Annotated in this window: 14 protein-coding genes; 7 read left to right on the forward strand and 7 right to left on the reverse strand. The window is 63.4% G+C overall.

The features are described 5' to 3' along the window. The first annotated feature begins 261 nt into the window (after positions 1-261). Positions 262-960: a response regulator gene (locus tag PFU01S_RS14645; protein WP_028687375.1), complete on the forward strand. Its 699-nt coding sequence runs from the start codon at positions 262-264 to the stop codon at positions 958-960. A gap of 29 nt (positions 961-989) precedes the next feature. Then, positions 990-2,561, forward strand: coding sequence for an ATP-binding protein (locus tag PFU01S_RS14650; RefSeq protein WP_280076972.1), 1,572 nt, complete (start codon positions 990-992; stop codon positions 2,559-2,561). Positions 2,562-2,564: 3 nt separating this feature from the next. Here PFU01S_RS14650 and PFU01S_RS14655 read toward each other — a convergent pair whose 3' ends face one another. Both PFU01S_RS14655 and PFU01S_RS14660 read right to left on the reverse strand, forming a co-directional pair. Beyond that, complete coding sequence (locus PFU01S_RS14655; protein WP_027914196.1) at positions 2,565-3,266, reverse strand: 4'-phosphopantetheinyl transferase family protein; 702 nt, start codon at positions 3,264-3,266, stop codon at positions 2,565-2,567. Between the two features lie 156 nt (positions 3,267-3,422). After that, positions 3,423-4,217: a dienelactone hydrolase family protein gene (locus PFU01S_RS14660; RefSeq protein WP_027914197.1), complete on the reverse strand. Its 795-nt coding sequence runs from the start codon at positions 4,215-4,217 to the stop codon at positions 3,423-3,425. A gap of 129 nt (positions 4,218-4,346) precedes the next feature. On the opposite strand from PFU01S_RS14660, the gene PFU01S_RS14665 reads away from it, so the two are divergent. From PFU01S_RS14665 to PFU01S_RS14680, 4 genes are all read left to right on the forward strand, one after another. Continuing rightward, positions 4,347-4,952 (forward strand): outer membrane beta-barrel protein, encoded by a 606-nt coding sequence (locus PFU01S_RS14665; RefSeq protein WP_023536250.1) that lies wholly within the window; start codon positions 4,347-4,349, stop codon positions 4,950-4,952. Between the two features lie 150 nt (positions 4,953-5,102). Further along, the gene (locus PFU01S_RS14670) at positions 5,103-5,780 is read left to right on the forward strand and encodes a response regulator (protein ID WP_023536231.1); all 678 of its coding nucleotides are present in this window, start codon (positions 5,103-5,105) and stop codon (positions 5,778-5,780) included. Next, positions 5,777-7,123, forward strand: coding sequence for an ATP-binding protein (locus tag PFU01S_RS14675; protein WP_028687377.1), 1,347 nt, complete (start codon positions 5,777-5,779; stop codon positions 7,121-7,123). Before PFU01S_RS14670 ends, PFU01S_RS14675 begins: the two co-directional genes overlap by 4 nt. 284 nt (positions 7,124-7,407) lie before the next feature. After that, positions 7,408-8,730, forward strand: a complete 1,323-nt coding sequence (locus PFU01S_RS14680) for a dicarboxylate/amino acid:cation symporter (protein ID WP_027914199.1) — start codon at positions 7,408-7,410, stop codon at positions 8,728-8,730. Positions 8,731-8,848: 118 nt separating this feature from the next. Here PFU01S_RS14680 and tsaA read toward each other — a convergent pair whose 3' ends face one another. The 5 genes from tsaA to rimO form a co-directional block, all read right to left on the reverse strand. Next, positions 8,849-9,541 carry a tRNA (N6-threonylcarbamoyladenosine(37)-N6)-methyltransferase TrmO gene (gene tsaA / locus PFU01S_RS14685; protein ID WP_027914200.1) on the reverse strand — a complete coding sequence of 231 codons (693 nt, stop codon included), beginning with the start codon at positions 9,539-9,541 and terminating at the stop codon, positions 8,849-8,851. A gap of 6 nt (positions 9,542-9,547) precedes the next feature. Beyond that, on the reverse strand, positions 9,548-10,009 hold the full coding sequence (locus PFU01S_RS14690; RefSeq protein WP_027914201.1) for a YehS family protein: 462 nt from the start codon (positions 10,007-10,009) through the stop codon (positions 9,548-9,550). 49 nt (positions 10,010-10,058) lie between these two features. Continuing rightward, positions 10,059-10,769: an rRNA pseudouridine synthase gene (locus PFU01S_RS14695; protein ID WP_028687378.1), complete on the reverse strand. Its 711-nt coding sequence runs from the start codon at positions 10,767-10,769 to the stop codon at positions 10,059-10,061. Positions 10,770-10,844: 75 nt separating this feature from the next. Further along, the gene (locus PFU01S_RS14700; protein ID WP_027914202.1) at positions 10,845-11,300 is read right to left on the reverse strand and encodes a GNAT family N-acetyltransferase; all 456 of its coding nucleotides are present in this window, start codon (positions 11,298-11,300) and stop codon (positions 10,845-10,847) included. Positions 11,301-11,404: 104 nt separating this feature from the next. Next, positions 11,405-12,736, reverse strand: a complete 1,332-nt coding sequence (gene rimO, locus PFU01S_RS14705; protein ID WP_028687379.1) for a 30S ribosomal protein S12 methylthiotransferase RimO — start codon at positions 12,734-12,736, stop codon at positions 11,405-11,407. Between the two features lie 235 nt (positions 12,737-12,971). On the opposite strand from rimO, the gene PFU01S_RS14710 reads away from it, so the two are divergent. Further along, positions 12,972-14,882, forward strand: a complete 1,911-nt coding sequence (locus PFU01S_RS14710) for a potassium transporter Kup (protein ID WP_028687380.1) — start codon at positions 12,972-12,974, stop codon at positions 14,880-14,882. Positions 14,883-15,063: the final 181 nt, after the last annotated feature.

Raw genomic sequence — 15,063 nt, forward strand, 5'->3', positions numbered from 1 at the left:
ATAATGCGGTATGGGGGTGTTTGCAAGGCGAGCGGCTGTGGATATCTTGTGGGTACTTTGTGAGTGAAACGTGAGTATTCGCTGTAGGCCTTGTGCCCACTGGTTTGAAGTGTTTTTCTGCGTCTGCTTGCCGCTGGGCAGTTTTTTTCAGGGGCCGCCGACGCACCCGGATCATTGTCCACAGAACCACCCAAGTGGGTTGGCTCGACAGGGTCCTGGTCGTACTATCCAGGGAAAAACAACACCAACAGGCCCTACGCCATGGATCCAACGCTACCGCGCATCCTCATCGTCGAAGACGACCAGCGTCTGGCCGAACTGACTGCCGAGTACCTGAGCGCCCAAGGGTACGCGGTCAGTGTCGAGGGCGATGGCGCTCGCGCAGCGCGACGCATCATCGACACCCAGCCGGACCTGGTCATGCTGGATGTGATGTTGCCGGGCGAAGATGGCATGAGCATCTGTCGGCGAGTGCGCAGCCAGTACCCTGGGCCCATCCTGATGCTCACGGCGCGCACCGACGATCTGGATCAGGTGCAAGGACTGGACATTGGCGCAGACGACTACGTGTGCAAGCCCGTACGCCCCCGGCTGTTGCTGGCGCGCATCCAGGCCTTGTTGCGTCGCAGCGAGGCGCCTGCGGGCAAACGCCAGGACCTGACCTTCGGTGCGCTGCGCATCGACAGCCGGGTGCGTGAGGCGTGGCTTGGCGATCGGCAGATCGAGCTTACCGGCGCCGAATTCGACCTGCTTTGGCTGCTGGCCAGCAACGCTGGCAAGGTGCTGACCCGCGAGCAGATCTCCACGGCGCTGCGCGGTGTGGGCTATGACGGCCAGGACCGCTCCATCGACATACGCATTTCCCGTATCCGCCCTCGCATCGGCGACGACCCTATCCAGCCCCGGCTGATCAAGACCCTGCGCAGCAAAGGCTATCTGTTCGTGGGCCAATGCCCGTGAACTCCATTTTCCTGCGCATCTATGGCGGCATGCTGGCGGTCCTGGTACTGGTGGCGCTGCTGGGGGTGCTCAGCCTGCACCTGGTCAACGAAGTGCGCGCCGCCCAGCACCGCGAGGGCCTGGCGCAAGGCACGTTCAGCCTCATGGCCGATAACCTGGCCGGACAGAGCGACACCGAGCGCAAGCGTTCCCTGCTGCTGTGGGGGCGGCTGCTGGGGGTGCCACTGCAGTTGCAGCCCATGTCGGCCTTCGCCCTTGATGGCGCACAACGCGCCCGTCTGTACCGCAGCCTCGTAGTGGTCGAGAAGACCGGCCCGCATGCAGCTCGGGTGTTGCGCAGGGTAGGGCAGCAGGACCTGCTGCTGGTCGCCCAGGTCAGGCAGATCAGCGAGCAACTGGCGCGCGCTACCCTGTATCTACTGGCCGACGAGCTGGTGCGTTATCCGGTGACCGAACAGCAGCAGCGCCTGGAGCAGATCAAGCACGACAAGGGCTTCGGGTTTGGGGTTGCCTTGCAGCGTATCGAGCGGGCCAGCCTGGATGATGATCAGCGGCGCCGGGTGGAGGAGGGTGACACGGTGATGGCGCTGGGCATGGATGGCGATTCCATACGCGTGTTCGCTGGGCTCTCCGGCTCGCCGTGGGTGCTGGAGATCGGCCCCTTGCACCAGCTCAACCCCTACCCACCCCAGTTGCTGGTGTTGATCACCCTGGTTGGTTTGAGCCTCATTGGCCTGGTGGTCTACCTGCTGGTGCGCCAATTGGAGCGGCGCGTTTCCGGCCTGGCGCGGGCCGCGGCGGGCATCGCCCAAGGCAGCCTGGACACGCGTGTACCGGCAGGCGATGCCGATTCGATCGGGCGCCTGGCAGCGGCATTCAATGGCATGGCCGAGCACTTGCAGCGCTCGCTGTCCATGCAGCGCGAGCTGGTACGTGCCGTGTCGCACGAGCTGCGCACCCCCGTGGCCCGCTTGCGTTTTGGCCTGGAAATGGTCGAAAGCGCCGCCACCGAGCAGGCACGCGCCAAGCACCTTGCCGGCATGGACGGCGACATCCAGGACCTGGACAAGCTAGTCGACGAAATGCTCACCTACGCGCGCCTCGAGCAAGGCGCCCCGGCCCTGACGTTCCAGCGTATCGACCTGGATGCCTTGCTCGATCAGGTCATTGCCGAACTGGCCCCGTTGCGTCGCGACATACGCTTGTTGCGGGGCGATTGCCAGGGCGTCGAAGGCGAGACCGCCTGGGTCGAGGCAGAGCCCCGCTACCTGCACCGCGCCGTGCAGAACCTGGTGAGCAATGCCCTGCGCCACGCCGAGCACGAAGTGCGCGTGAGTTATCAGCTAGGCCCGCACGTGTGCCGTATCAATGTGGAAGATGACGGGCCAGGCATTCCGGAAGGGGTCTGGGACCGCATCTTCACGCCTTTCATGCGCCTGGATGACAGCCGCACCCGGGCCTCCGGTGGCCATGGCCTGGGTTTGTCGATCGTGCGCCGTATCATCTATTGGCACGCAGGCCGCGCCACGGTAGGCCATGGCACGGCCCTGGGTGGCGCCTGTTTCAGCCTTGCCTGGCCGCGACAACAGGCGCCTTTGTAGGCCTCAGGCGCTAACCAGGCTCAGCAAGTGGCCATCCTGCAGGCAGAACTGCCCCTGCAGTTGGGCGCCCTTGCGCCATTGGGCGGACAGGTCGGTGAGCAGGCGCAGCGTGGCCAGCCCTTCAGCGGACCATTCGAGCAGCTCGGCATGTTCGAAGTAAAAGCGCTGGCCAGTCAGGGGGTAGAGCGTCTTGAACAGGCTTTCCTTCAGCGAGAAGGTCAGGGTCACGGCCAGGCCCAACTGCCGGTGGTCCAGACGCTCCAGCTCCATCGGTGTCAGGATCTCGCCCATCAAACGCTCGGCGCGCTCGTCATCGAGCAGCGCTTCCTGGTCCAACCCTAGCCCGCGGCAGCTGCCTTGGGCGGCAACCACCGCCGCCGCCCAGCCTTTACCGTGGGTAATCGAGCCCCGAATGCCAGCAGGCCAGATGGGGGAGCGGTCTTCGTGGGTGGTGGGCACGTAGTGCCGGCCGTCCAACTGCTGCAACGCAGCGCGCGCGCATACCCGCCCGGCGATGTATTCAGCCTGGCGCTTGGCAACTGAACGTTGCAGGCCCGCACTGGGCACGATGCCAGCACGCGCGAAGTCGTCCGGGGCCACGCTTGTGGGGTCGAAGGCGCAACTGACCAGTACCGCGCCAGGCAAGGGACGGGGCAAGGGCCAGTGTTGCCGAAGCGAGGTACAGCAGGCAGGAAGGGTCGTCATGCGCGCTATTGTGCCAGCTGAGCAGGGGTTGCGGGAGGGGCAGGGCGATGCAGCCCGGCACATGGGCGCAGTTTTCAACGCAAGCATGAAAACGCGCCCACTGTTGCCTACCTATTACGGTGATCGCTGGCGTCCCAGCATGGCTGCCCCGCGTGATCACTCATTGAACACCTGCTTGAAAAACGCCTGCATGTCTGCCCAGGAGCGTTCGTCGGCCGCCTTGTCATAACCGATGTCGGGCCCGCCGTGAGCGCCATGGCTCAGGCGGTCGGCATCAGGGTTGGTGAACCCGTGCTTGGCCCCGTCGAGGCTGACGAAACGGTAATTCACCTTCGCCGCGTCCATCTCCGCCTTGAAGGCCTGCACCTGTTCGGCGGTCACCATGCTGTCCGCTGCGCCGTGCTCCACCAGAATTGCCGCCCTCACCACCCCAGGCTTTGCGGGTGTAGTGGTAGCCAGGGCGCCATGGAAACTCACCACACCGTCGAGCTTCTCGCCGCGCCTGGCGGCATCGAGTACCACCTTGCCGCCAAAGCAGTACCCCACAGCGCCCAGGTCATGCTTGTTGGTGTTGGGCTGCAACTTGAGCAATTCCAGCCCGGCGTCGAAGCGCCTGGCAGCAGCCTTGGGGTCCTTGAGTGCTGCCGCCATGAACGCCTGGGCGTCCTGAGGGTGCTCGGTGTGCTTGCCGTCACCGTACATGTCGATGGCCAGGGCGTTGTAACCCAGCGCTGCCAAGTCCCGGGCGCGTCGTTTGGCGTAGTCATTGAGCCCCCACCACTCATGCACCACGACGATGCCTGGCCGCTTGCCGGTGACGGCGTCGTCATAAGCGTAATAGCCGACCAGCCGGTTGCCGTCGGCATCCTGGTAGGGGATCTCGCGGGTCTGTACCGCCGCCTGGGCAAAGGCGGCAGTACACATCAAGGTCAAGGCCAGCAAGGCGCGCATGGTGACTACTCCTGGATTGCAATCGGTTCGTTCAGTCAATGTTCAGCAAGGGTTCAGTCGAGGTTCAGTGTGCCCTGCTTACTCTAGCTTCCAGACCTCAACAGCGCACTCGACTGGAGTAACCTCACCATGAAAACATTCAATACCCTGCTTGCCGCCGTAGCCGTCTGCGCCGCTGGCATGACCAGCGCCCAGGCGGCCGACGAAAACTTCGCCAGCCTCACCTACGGCCAGACCAGCGACAAGGTTCGCAAGTCAGGCCTGCTGCAACGCAACACCGACCACCTCAACACCGACGGCGTCATCGCCAAGGACGGTACCTGGGGCGTGCGCCTGGGGCGCATCAATGACCAGGGTCGCTACTACATGACCTACGACAACGTTTCCGGTGACCACAGCGGCTTGAAACTTCGCCAGGAAAACTTGCTGGGCAGCTATGACCTGTTCCTGCCCGTAGGCGATACCACCAAGCTGTTCGGCGGCGGCACCCTCGGCATGACCAAGCTGTCCCAGGAATCGCCAGGCCTGAGCCGCGACACCGACTACGGTTATGCCTACGGCCTGCAGGCAGGCGTCATCCAGGACATCACCGACAAGGCCTCGGTCGAACTGGGCTACCGCTACCTGCGCACCAATGCCGCCACCGAGGTCAGCCCCCACGGCGCGCCGAAGGCCGGCACATTGCGCCTGAGCAGCAGCGCGCAGACCTATCTGGCGGCTTCCTACAAGTTCTGACCTGCCCGTCGCGTTATCCTGTAGCGACCCGGGTCTGGCAAGCCAGCTCCAACCAGTGCCATGCTGGGCCATCAGGCCGGTAGGCGCACGCGGTGGGGCTGGCTTGTCAGCATTGGGCACCGTACAGGCACATCCATCAAGGAGCTGCACATGAAACTGCTGGTGGTCGAGGACGAAGCCTTGCTTCGCCATCACCTCTATACCCGCCTGGGGGAAAGTGGCCACGTGGTCGAGGCGGTCGCCAATGCCGAGGAGGCGTTGTACCAGGCCGAGCAGTACCACTTCGACCTGGCGGTGGTCGACCTGGGGCTGCCGGGCATCAGTGGCCTGGAGCTGATCACGCGCCTGCGCAACCAGGCCAAGACCTTCCCCATCCTCATCCTCACGGCCCGCGGCAACTGGCAGGACAAGGTCGAAGGGCTGGCCGCTGGCGCCGACGACTACCTGGTCAAGCCGTTCCAGTTCGAAGAACTCGAGGCGCGCCTCAATGCGCTGCTGCGCCGCTCCAGCGGCTTCACCCAGTCAACCATCGCCGCCGGCCCGTTGGTCCTTGACCTCAATCGCAAGCAGGCGACGCTCGACGAGCAGCCACTGGGCCTGACTGCCTACGAATATCGCATCCTCGAGTACCTGATGCGTCATCACCAGCAGGTGGTGGCCAAGGATCGCCTGATGGAGCAACTCTACCCTGGCGATGAAGAACGTGATCCAAACGTCATCGAAGTGCTCATCGGGCGCTTGCGGCGCAAGCTCGAAGGCGAGTGCGGCTTCAAGCCCATCGATACCGTGCGCGGGCTTGGCTACCTGTTCACCGAGCGCTGCCGATGATTCGATCCCTGCGTGTGCGCCTGATGCTGGCCGCTGCCGTGTTGGCGGTGCTGTTCATGCTGGCGCTGCTGCCAGCTTTGCAGAAAGCCTTCAGCCTTGCCTTGCAGGAGTCGATCGAACAACGCCTGGCTTCGGACGTGACCACGCTGATTTCGGCGGCGCGTATCGAAAACGGGCAGTTGCAGATGCCGGCGTTGTTGCCGGACGAACGTTTCAACCTGCCCTATACCGGTCTGCTGGGGTACATCTTCGACCGTGCTGGCCAACTGGTCTGGCAGTCCCGGGCCACGGCGGCGCAGAACATCAACTATCAGCCTCGCTACGATGGCCGCGGAAACGAGTTCGCACGCATCCACCAGGCCAATGGCGAGGAGTTCTTCGTTTATGACGTCGAGATTAAGCTGCTGGGCGGCAAGAGTGCCGCCTTCAGCATCGTGGCCCTGCAGCCGGTGCGCGACTATCAGCGCACCCTCGATGGCCTGCGTGAAAAACTCTACCTGGGCTTCGGGGCTGCCTTGCTGGCACTGCTGGCGCTGCTCTGGGCCGGGTTGACCTGGGGGTTGCGCTCGCTGCGCCGCCTTAGCCGCGAGCTCGACGATCTGGAATCCGGCGCGCGGGACGGCCTGAGCACACACCACCCCCGCGAACTGCTGCGCCTGACCGGTTCGCTGAACCGCCTGCTGCAAAGCGAGCGCGAGCAACGCCAGCGCTACCGGGATTCGCTGGACGACCTGGCGCACAGCCTGAAGACGCCCTTGGCCGTGTTGCAGGGGGTGGGCGAAAGCCTGCAGCAGCACAACGGTGAACGGGAGCAGGCCAGGGTCTTGCAGAGCCAGATCGAACGCATGAGCCAGCAGATCGACTATCAGCTGCAACGGGCCAGCCTGCGCAAGAGCGGCCTGGTGCGTCATAGCGTGGTGCTACGCCCCTTGCTCGACAGCCTGTGTAGCACGCTGGCCAAGGTCTACCGCGATAAACACGTGGACGTGACCTTGCAGGTGCCGGACCAGGCGCGGGTACCCATGGAGCAGGGCGCATTGCTCGAACTGCTGGGTAACCTCCTGGAAAACGCCTACCGCCTGAGCCTGGGCCAGATAAGGGTCAGCCTGTTCAGAGAAGCTGGACGGCTCACGCTCTGTATCGAAGATGACGGTCCAGGCGTGCCCGCCAACCAGCGCCAGCGCATTCTGGAGCGTGGTGAGCGGTTGGACAGTCAGCACCCGGGGCAAGGCATCGGCCTGGCTGTGGTGAAGGACATCATCGACAGCTACGATGCCGAACTGAGCCTGGATGACTCGGCGCTTGGCGGCGCCGCCTTCCGTATCACCTTCAATCTGGAATGAGCCCAGGCGGTTTTCCGCCATCTGGGCCGCTCCAATTCCGCCAGCGGGCGGAAACCCGCCACCCTTCCTCACGTTTCGCCCCGACGTTGGGCATGGAAAGCCAGCAATAGCCCTGCCTGCACCCGGTTTGGGCATTTTGGCATCACCCTTGCTATCGCTATTGGCAGAGGCCTGCGAAGGCAGCTCTACCACAACGACAAATCCCTCCAAGTGCAGGAGGGTTAGCGATTCAGGTGCTGCACCCCTGGAACAGGGTGGCGCGGCACACTTGAGGAAAAACAGCCATGACGACACGTCAGCCGCTTTACAAATCCCTGTATGTCCAGGTGTTGGTTGCCATCACCATCGGTATTCTGCTCGGCCATTACTACCCGGAAACGGGCGTTGCCCTCAAACCCTTGGGTGATGGCTTCGTCAAACTGATCAAGATGGTCATCGCCCCGATCATCTTCTGCACCGTGGTCAGCGGTATCGCCGGCATGCAGAGCATGAAATCCGTCGGCAAGACGGGCGGCTATGCGTTGCTGTATTTTGAAATCGTCTCCACCATCGCGCTGATCATCGGCCTGGTGGTCGTCAACGTGGTCAAGCCCGGCGCGGGCATGCACATCGACGTCAGCACCCTCAATGCCAGCAGCGTGGCTGCCTATGCCGCCGCTGGCGCGCAGCAGACCACCGTAGGCTTCCTGCTCAACGTCATCCCCAACACCGTGGTCGGTGCCTTCGCCAACGGCGACATCCTGCAAGTACTGATGTTCTCGGTGCTGTTCGGCTTCGCACTGCACCGCCTGGGCAGCTACGGCAAGCCGTTCCTGGACATGATCGATCGCTTCGCCCATGTCATGTTCAACATCATCAACATGATCATGAAGCTGGCCCCGATCGGTGCCTTCGGCGCCATGGCCTTCACCATCGGCCAGTACGGCGTGGGCTCGCTGGTGCAGCTGGGTTACCTGATGGCGTGCTTCTACATCACCTGCCTGCTGTTCGTGCTGGTGGTGCTTGGTGGCATCTGCCGCGCCCACGGTTTCAGCGTACTCAAGCTGATCCGCTACATCCGTGAAGAGCTGCTGATCGTGCTGGGCACGTCCTCGTCCGAGTCCGCGCTGCCACGCATGCTGGCCAAGATGGAACGCCTGGGTGCCAAGAAGTCCGTGGTAGGCCTGGTCATTCCGACCGGTTACTCGTTCAACCTGGACGGCACCTCGATCTACCTGACCATGGCTGCGGTGTTCATCGCCCAGGCTACCGACACCCCGATGGACATCACCCACCAGATCACCCTGCTGCTGGTGCTGCTGGTCGCCTCCAAAGGTGCCGCTGGCGTTACCGGTTCGGGCTTCATCGTGCTGGCGGCCACGCTGTCTGCCGTGGGCCACTTGCCGGTTGCCGGCCTGGCGCTGATCCTGGGCATCGACCGCTTCATGTCCGAAGCGCGTGCCTTGACCAACCTGGTGGGCAACGCCGTTGCCACCGTGGTCGTAGCCAAGTGGGTCAACGAGATGGACAACGACAAGCTGGCGTCGGAGTTGGCTTCGGGTGGCGGTCCGCTGATCGACACCCGTCCGACCGACGACCTGGGCGTTGCCGAAGGTCCAGCACGTTGATTACAGCGTAACGGTACGAAAAAAGGCGACCCGGCGGGTCGCCTTTTTCATGGGCGGCTGTTGGTACTTGAGCCAGATGGCGACAGCACACCCCCCCAGATGCAGCGCTATTGCACCTTCAAGCCAGCACCACCTCCAGCACACGGATCACATCCGTCTGCGGATAATGCCACCTGACCTGCACATCCCAGAACTTGACCCCATACACCCGTTCGGCCACAGGCACCTGATAGGCTGGCCGTGGGTCTTGCGCCAAGCATTGCTCGATCAATGCCACCAGGGGCTCGCCCAGGCGCAACGCATGCTCGCGGGCCTGGGGCAGGGCGCTGTCGGCCCACTGCACGGTAATGGCCACTGGCGCACCGCTGGCCATGTGGTTATGGGCACCCTCGACACTGTCGGCATAGGGTACGTAGGGCTTGATGTCCAGCACCGGCGTGCCGTCGAGCAGGTCGATGCCTGACAACAGCAAGCGGCCAGGTTCAACGCCCTCCAGCCGCACCACCGACTGGCCGATGCCGTTGGGCCGGTGCGTGGCGCGAGTGGCGAACACACCCATGCTCTTGTTGCCCCCCAGGCGCGGTGGGCGCACTTTGAGCCTGGGTTTTTCTTCCAGGGCCTGGTGGAACAGAAACAGCAGCCAGACGTGGCTGACCTGTTCCAGCCCTTCGACTGCCTCGGCTTGGTCGAACGGGGGCAGTAGCTCCAGCACACCGCGTGCGGCCGGCGCCAGTTGCGGCTGGCGCGGAATGGCGAACTTCTCCTTGAAACAGGAGCGCACGATCCCCACCGGCGCCACCGTATGCTGCATGACCATTCAGCCGTGCACGCGCTGGGTCAGGCCCTTCAGGAAGTTGCGCAGCAACTGGTCGCCGCACGGGCGGTAGTTGTCATGGCCGGCCTTGCGAAACAGTGCGCTGAGCTCAGGTTTGCTGACGGGGAAATCGACCGATTTCAAGATGGCGTGCAGGTCGTCCTCTTTCAGTTCGAAAGCCACTCGCAGCTTCTTCAGGATCTGGTTGTTGGTAACCGGCAGTTCGACAGGTTGTGCCGGACGGCTTTCATCCTTGCCGCGACGGTAGATGACCAGGCCGTCGAGAAAGTGCGCCATGACCCGGTCCGGGCAGCGCACAAAGCCTTCCTCTTCTTCTTTCTTCACATAGGTCGCCAGGACGACAGGGTTCACGTCCAGGCCGGTCAAACCGATGATCTCGGCCATCTTGGCGTCATTGACTTTCAACATGTAGCGCAGGCTGCGCAGGACGTCATTGTGGTTCATTGCTGCAAAATCCTGTTCTCGTGCCGCACGTCATCGCACGGCCTCTCACTTAGAAACGTTCAGTGCCCATCAGGTAGCGCCATTGGCCCAGCGCCAGCTTGCCCATCGAAACACCGCCCAGGCGTATGCGGCGCATGCCCAGCAACTCCAGGCGCAGGTAGGCGCACAGTTCGGAAATCTGGCCGGGTTGCGGGTTTTTCAGCACCAGGCGCAAATGGGTTTCGTTCTGCCAGCTGGCCTTGGCCTTGGGCAATTCGCGGTCATTGCGGGTCACACCGCGTGCCAGGCGCTCGAGCATCTGGGCACTGGCTTCACCGCGCACCTGGACGACGAACTCCTGTTCAAGCTTGCGCAGGTCGGCGTTGATCTTGCGGGTTACCCGCCAGTCCTGGGTAAACACCTGCAAGCCGCTGGCACCCGGTTCCAACGGTGCTACACAGGCCTGGCGGGTGAAATGCCCGTGCAAGGGGCGCACGCCTTCGCGATGGGCCTCGCTGAGGCTGGTCATGTTCAGGCCAAGCCGGGCAGTTTCGTTGTCCATGCCCGCGCCTTGGTGGAGCAGCAGCGTGACCGGCTCCAGGCTCTCGGCGCGCGCGCCGGACAGCAGCTCGACGTGCTGCTGCTCGACCTTGAACTGCGGTTGCTCGACCACCACGCCGTCGACCGTCACCCAGCCTCCTTCGATATACAACTCAGCCTCGCGGCGGGAACAGCCAAGCTGCTCGACAAGGCGTTTGGACAGACGGACGGGTTCGGACATGACGACGATTCGCAAAGGCAAAGAAAGGCTGCATTGTACCCTTCCCGCCGGGCGAGGGGCGGGAATCTGTGTCAATCAGGCCGCGCTGTGCCTGCGCATGTGCAGCAAGGGATACGGTTGGCCCAGACCGTCCTTGGGCGAACGGCCCACGATCTCAAAGCCCTGGTGCAGATAAAAGCCCAGCGCCTGGGTGTTCTGCTCGTTGACGTCGAGGGTCAGGGCGTCCAACGCCTGCACCGCATGCTGCAGCAATTGTTTGCCGATACCTCGGCCATGCCACTGCGGGTCCACGAACAACATGTCGATGCGCCCGCCTGCCACGCCGACGAAACCCTGGATGCTGCGATCAGGCCCACGGGCACAGACCAGCATCACCGCGTCCAGATACCGCCGCAGCACCTTGTCGCGCAGCAGCACGATGTAGGGTTCGGGCATAAAGGCGTGCGTCGCACGTACCGCGTCTTCCCATACGCTGACCAGCCTGGGGTAGTCGCTCAGGTGAGGCGTTTCCAGGGTCGAGAAGGTGCGCATCGGGTCCTTGCTCCAGTGGCCGTCAAAACAAGGATAGATGCTGGAGGAGGGCGCGACCCGGGGCGGGCCGCGCCACTGCGACAGGAGGCAGGCAGGGCGCCCTGTCAGATGGGCTCTGCCCACATATCGTATTCGTCGGCGTCCACCACGCGGCAACGTACCTTGTCGCCAGGCTTGAAGCCGTGGTTGCCATCGATGAAGACACTGCCGTCGATTTCTGGCGCGTCGAAGAAACTGCGGCCCACCGAGCCTTGCTCTTCGACCTCGTCGATGAGCACGTCGATTTCCTTGCCGATGCGCATCTGCAGGCGGGCGGCGCTGATGGCCTGCTGGTGCGCCATGAAGCGGTCCCAGCGATCCTGTTTGACGTCGTCCGGGACGTCGGCCAAGCCCAGGTCGTTGGCCGGGGCACCTTCGACAGGCGAGTACTGGAAGCAGCCCACGCGGTCGAGTTGGGCCTCGGTCAGCCAGTCCAGCAGGTACTGGAAGTCTTCCTCGGTTTCGCCTGGGAAGCCGACGATGAAGGTCGAACGAATGACCAGCTCCGGGCACTGCTCGCGCCACTGCTTGATGCGGGCCAGGGTCCGGTCTTCGAAGGCCGGGCGCTTCATCGACTTGAGCACCTTGGGGCTGGCGTGCTGGAACGGAATGTCCAGGTACGGCAGGATCTTGCCGGCAGCCATCAATGGGATCACATCGTCGACATTGGGGTACGGATACACATAGTGCAGGCGCACCCACGCACCCAGGCTGCTCAGGGCCTCACACAACTCGAGCATGCGGGTCTTGACCGGGCGGCCGTTCCAGAAGTCGGTCTTGTATTTGACGTCTACGCCGTAGGCGCTGGTGTCCTGGGAAATCACCAGGATTTCCTTGACCCCGGCCTTGACCAGGCGCTCGGCCTCGCTCAGCACGTCGCCCACCGGGCGGCTGACCAGCTTGCCACGCATCGACGGAATGATGCAGAAGCTGCAGCTGTGGTTGCAGCCTTCGGAAATCTTCAGGTAGGCATAGTGGCGCGGCGTCAGCTTGACCCCTTGCGGCGGCACCAGGTCGATCAGCGGGTTGTGGTCCTGACGCGGCGGCACCACTTCGTGCACGGCGTTGACCACCTGCTCGTACTGCTGCGGGCCGGTCACCGAAAGCACGCTTGGGTGCACGTCGCGAATGGTGCCTTCCTCGACACCCATGCAGCCGGTGACGATCACCTTGCCGTTTTCCTTGATGGCTTCACCGATCACTTCAAGCGATTCGGCCTTGGCGCTGTCAATGAAACCGCAGGTGTTGACCACCACCACGTCGGCATCCTCGTACGTTGGCACGACTTCATAGCCTTCCATGCGCAACTGGGTGAGGATGCGCTCGGAATCGACCAGGGCTTTGGGACAACCCAGGCTGACGAAACCGACCTTGGGGGTGGCGGGCGTGGTGGACATGACTAACCTCGGCGTTGAATACAGGTCGCCCAGCGTTGATCGGGGGCGACCTTGACGGGCGCTTTTGGCGCCTCTGATCAAAAAGTGCGCAATTCTAGCGAGCGATGGATCGATTGACCAGCAGAAATACGACGAACGCTGCGCTATGCTTCGCGCCGTTACGCCAGGCCCGGATGGGCGAACTGGCATGCACGCTGACAACAGTGGCCCTGAGGGCCTTTTGCGGGAGTGGTCGATGGTTCAGGCAAGCAGTCACGCCGAGGGCGGGCACGCAGCAAAGCAGGGGGCGACCCGGTCGCTGGGCCTGCTGGTGGCGGCGGTCGGGGTGGTTTATGGCGATATCGGCACCAGCCCGCTGTATACCCTGAAGGAAGTGTTCACGGGCGGTTATGGGGTGCAGGTCAACCACGACGGTGTGCTGGGAATCCTGTCGTTGATCCTCTGGTCGCTGCTGTGGGTGGTGTCATTCAAGTACGTGGTGTTCATCCTGCGTGCCGACAACCAGGGGGAGGGCGGCACCATGGCCCTGACCGCGCTGGCGCGGCGTGCCACGGCTGCGCATCCGCGCCTGCGCACCCTGATGGTGATCTGCGGTTTGATCGGCGCCTCGCTGTTCTATGGCGACAGCATGATCACCCCGGCAGTCTCGGTGCTCTCGGCCGTCGAGGGCCTGGGCCTGGCCTTCGATGGCATCGACCATTGGGTGGTGCCGGTGTCGCTGGTGGTGTTGGTGGCGCTGTTTCTGGTGCAGCGCCACGGCACCGAGAAAATCGGCAAGCTGTTCGGCCCGGTCATGGTCCTATGGTTCGTGGTGCTGGCCGCGCTGGGGGTCCATGGCATCGCACAGACGCCCGAAGTGCTCCGCGCCTTCAACCCCGGTTGGGCGGTCAACTTCTTCATCGTCCATCCTGGCATGGGCGTGGCCATCCTCGGCGCGGTGGTGCTGGCGCTGACCGGTGCCGAGGCGCTCTATGCCGACATGGGGCACTTTGGCCGCAAGCCGATCGCACGGGCCTGGTTCGCCCTGGTGCTGCCGGCACTGGTGCTCAACTACTTTGGCCAGGGCGCCATGCTGCTGCAAAACCCCGAGGCTGCGCGCAACCCGTTCTACCTGCTGGCGCCCAGCTGGGCCTTGCTGCCGCTGGTCGGCCTTGCCACCCTGGCCACCGTGATTGCGTCGCAAGCGGTAATATCCGGCGCCTTCTCGCTCACCCGACAGGCCATCCAGTTGGGCTACATCCCGCGCATGCACATCCAGCACACCTCCAGTGACGAGCAAGGGCAAATCTACGTAGCGGCAGTCAACTGGACGTTGATGGTGGGCGTGGTGCTGCTGGTGATCGGCTTCGAGTCCTCGGGCGCTTTGGCCGCAGCCTATGGCGTGGCCGTCACCGGGACCATGTTGATGACGACCATTCTGGTGGCGGCAGTGATGTTGTTGCTGTGGAAGTGGCCGCCGATCCTGGCCGTGCCCCTCTTGCTGGGCTTTCTGTTCGTTGACGGGCTGTTTTTTGCCGCCAACGTTCCGAAGATCGTCCAGGGCGGGGCCTTCCCTGTGCTGGCAGGCGGTGTGCTGTTCCTGCTGATGAGCACCTGGAAACGTGGCAAGCAAATTCTCGTCGAACGTATAGACGAAGGGGCGCTGCCACTGCCGCTGTTCATCAGCAGTATCCGCATCCAGCCGCCGCACCGGGTGGAGGGCACGGCCGTGTTTCTCACCGCCCGCTCGGACGCCGTTCCCCATGCGTTGCTGCACAACATGCTGCACAACCAGGTGCTGCACAGCCAGGTCGTGTTGCTGACGGTGCTCAGCGAAGATCGACCTCGCGTGCCAGAGCAGGAGCGATTCGAGGTCGAGGCCTATGGTGATGGCTTCTTCAGGGTGGTCCTGCATTTCGGCTTCATGGATGAGCCGGACGTGCCGGCGGCGCTCAAACTCTGCCACCTGGACGAGCTGGACTTCACGCCCATGCGCACCACCTATTTCCTGAGCCGCGAAACCGTGATCGCGTCCAGGCTCGAAGGCATGTCACGCTGGCGAGGCAACCTGTTCGCGTTCTTGCTGAAGAATGCCAACGGCAATTTGAGGTTCTTCAACCTGCCGCTCAATCGGGTAATCGAGCTGGGTACTCAGGTCGAGATCTGAAAAGGGCAGGGGAGGGGCTGAGGGCATTCCCCTGGGGCCTAGTGATGTTTGCGGCGATGCGCAGATACTGGGGCTGGTGCGCAGCCCATCGCGGCCGGTCCGGCGCCCCGGCGAGGCCGCTCTGACACTGACCGCGTAACGCCTGAGTCAGTAGCTTCACAGGGCTTTGTAGGAGCAACTG

Origin of the sequence: Pseudomonas fulva NBRC 16637 = DSM 17717 (assembly GCF_000730565.1) — a bacterium.
GTDB classification, from domain to species: domain Bacteria; phylum Pseudomonadota; class Gammaproteobacteria; order Pseudomonadales; family Pseudomonadaceae; genus Aquipseudomonas; species Aquipseudomonas fulva.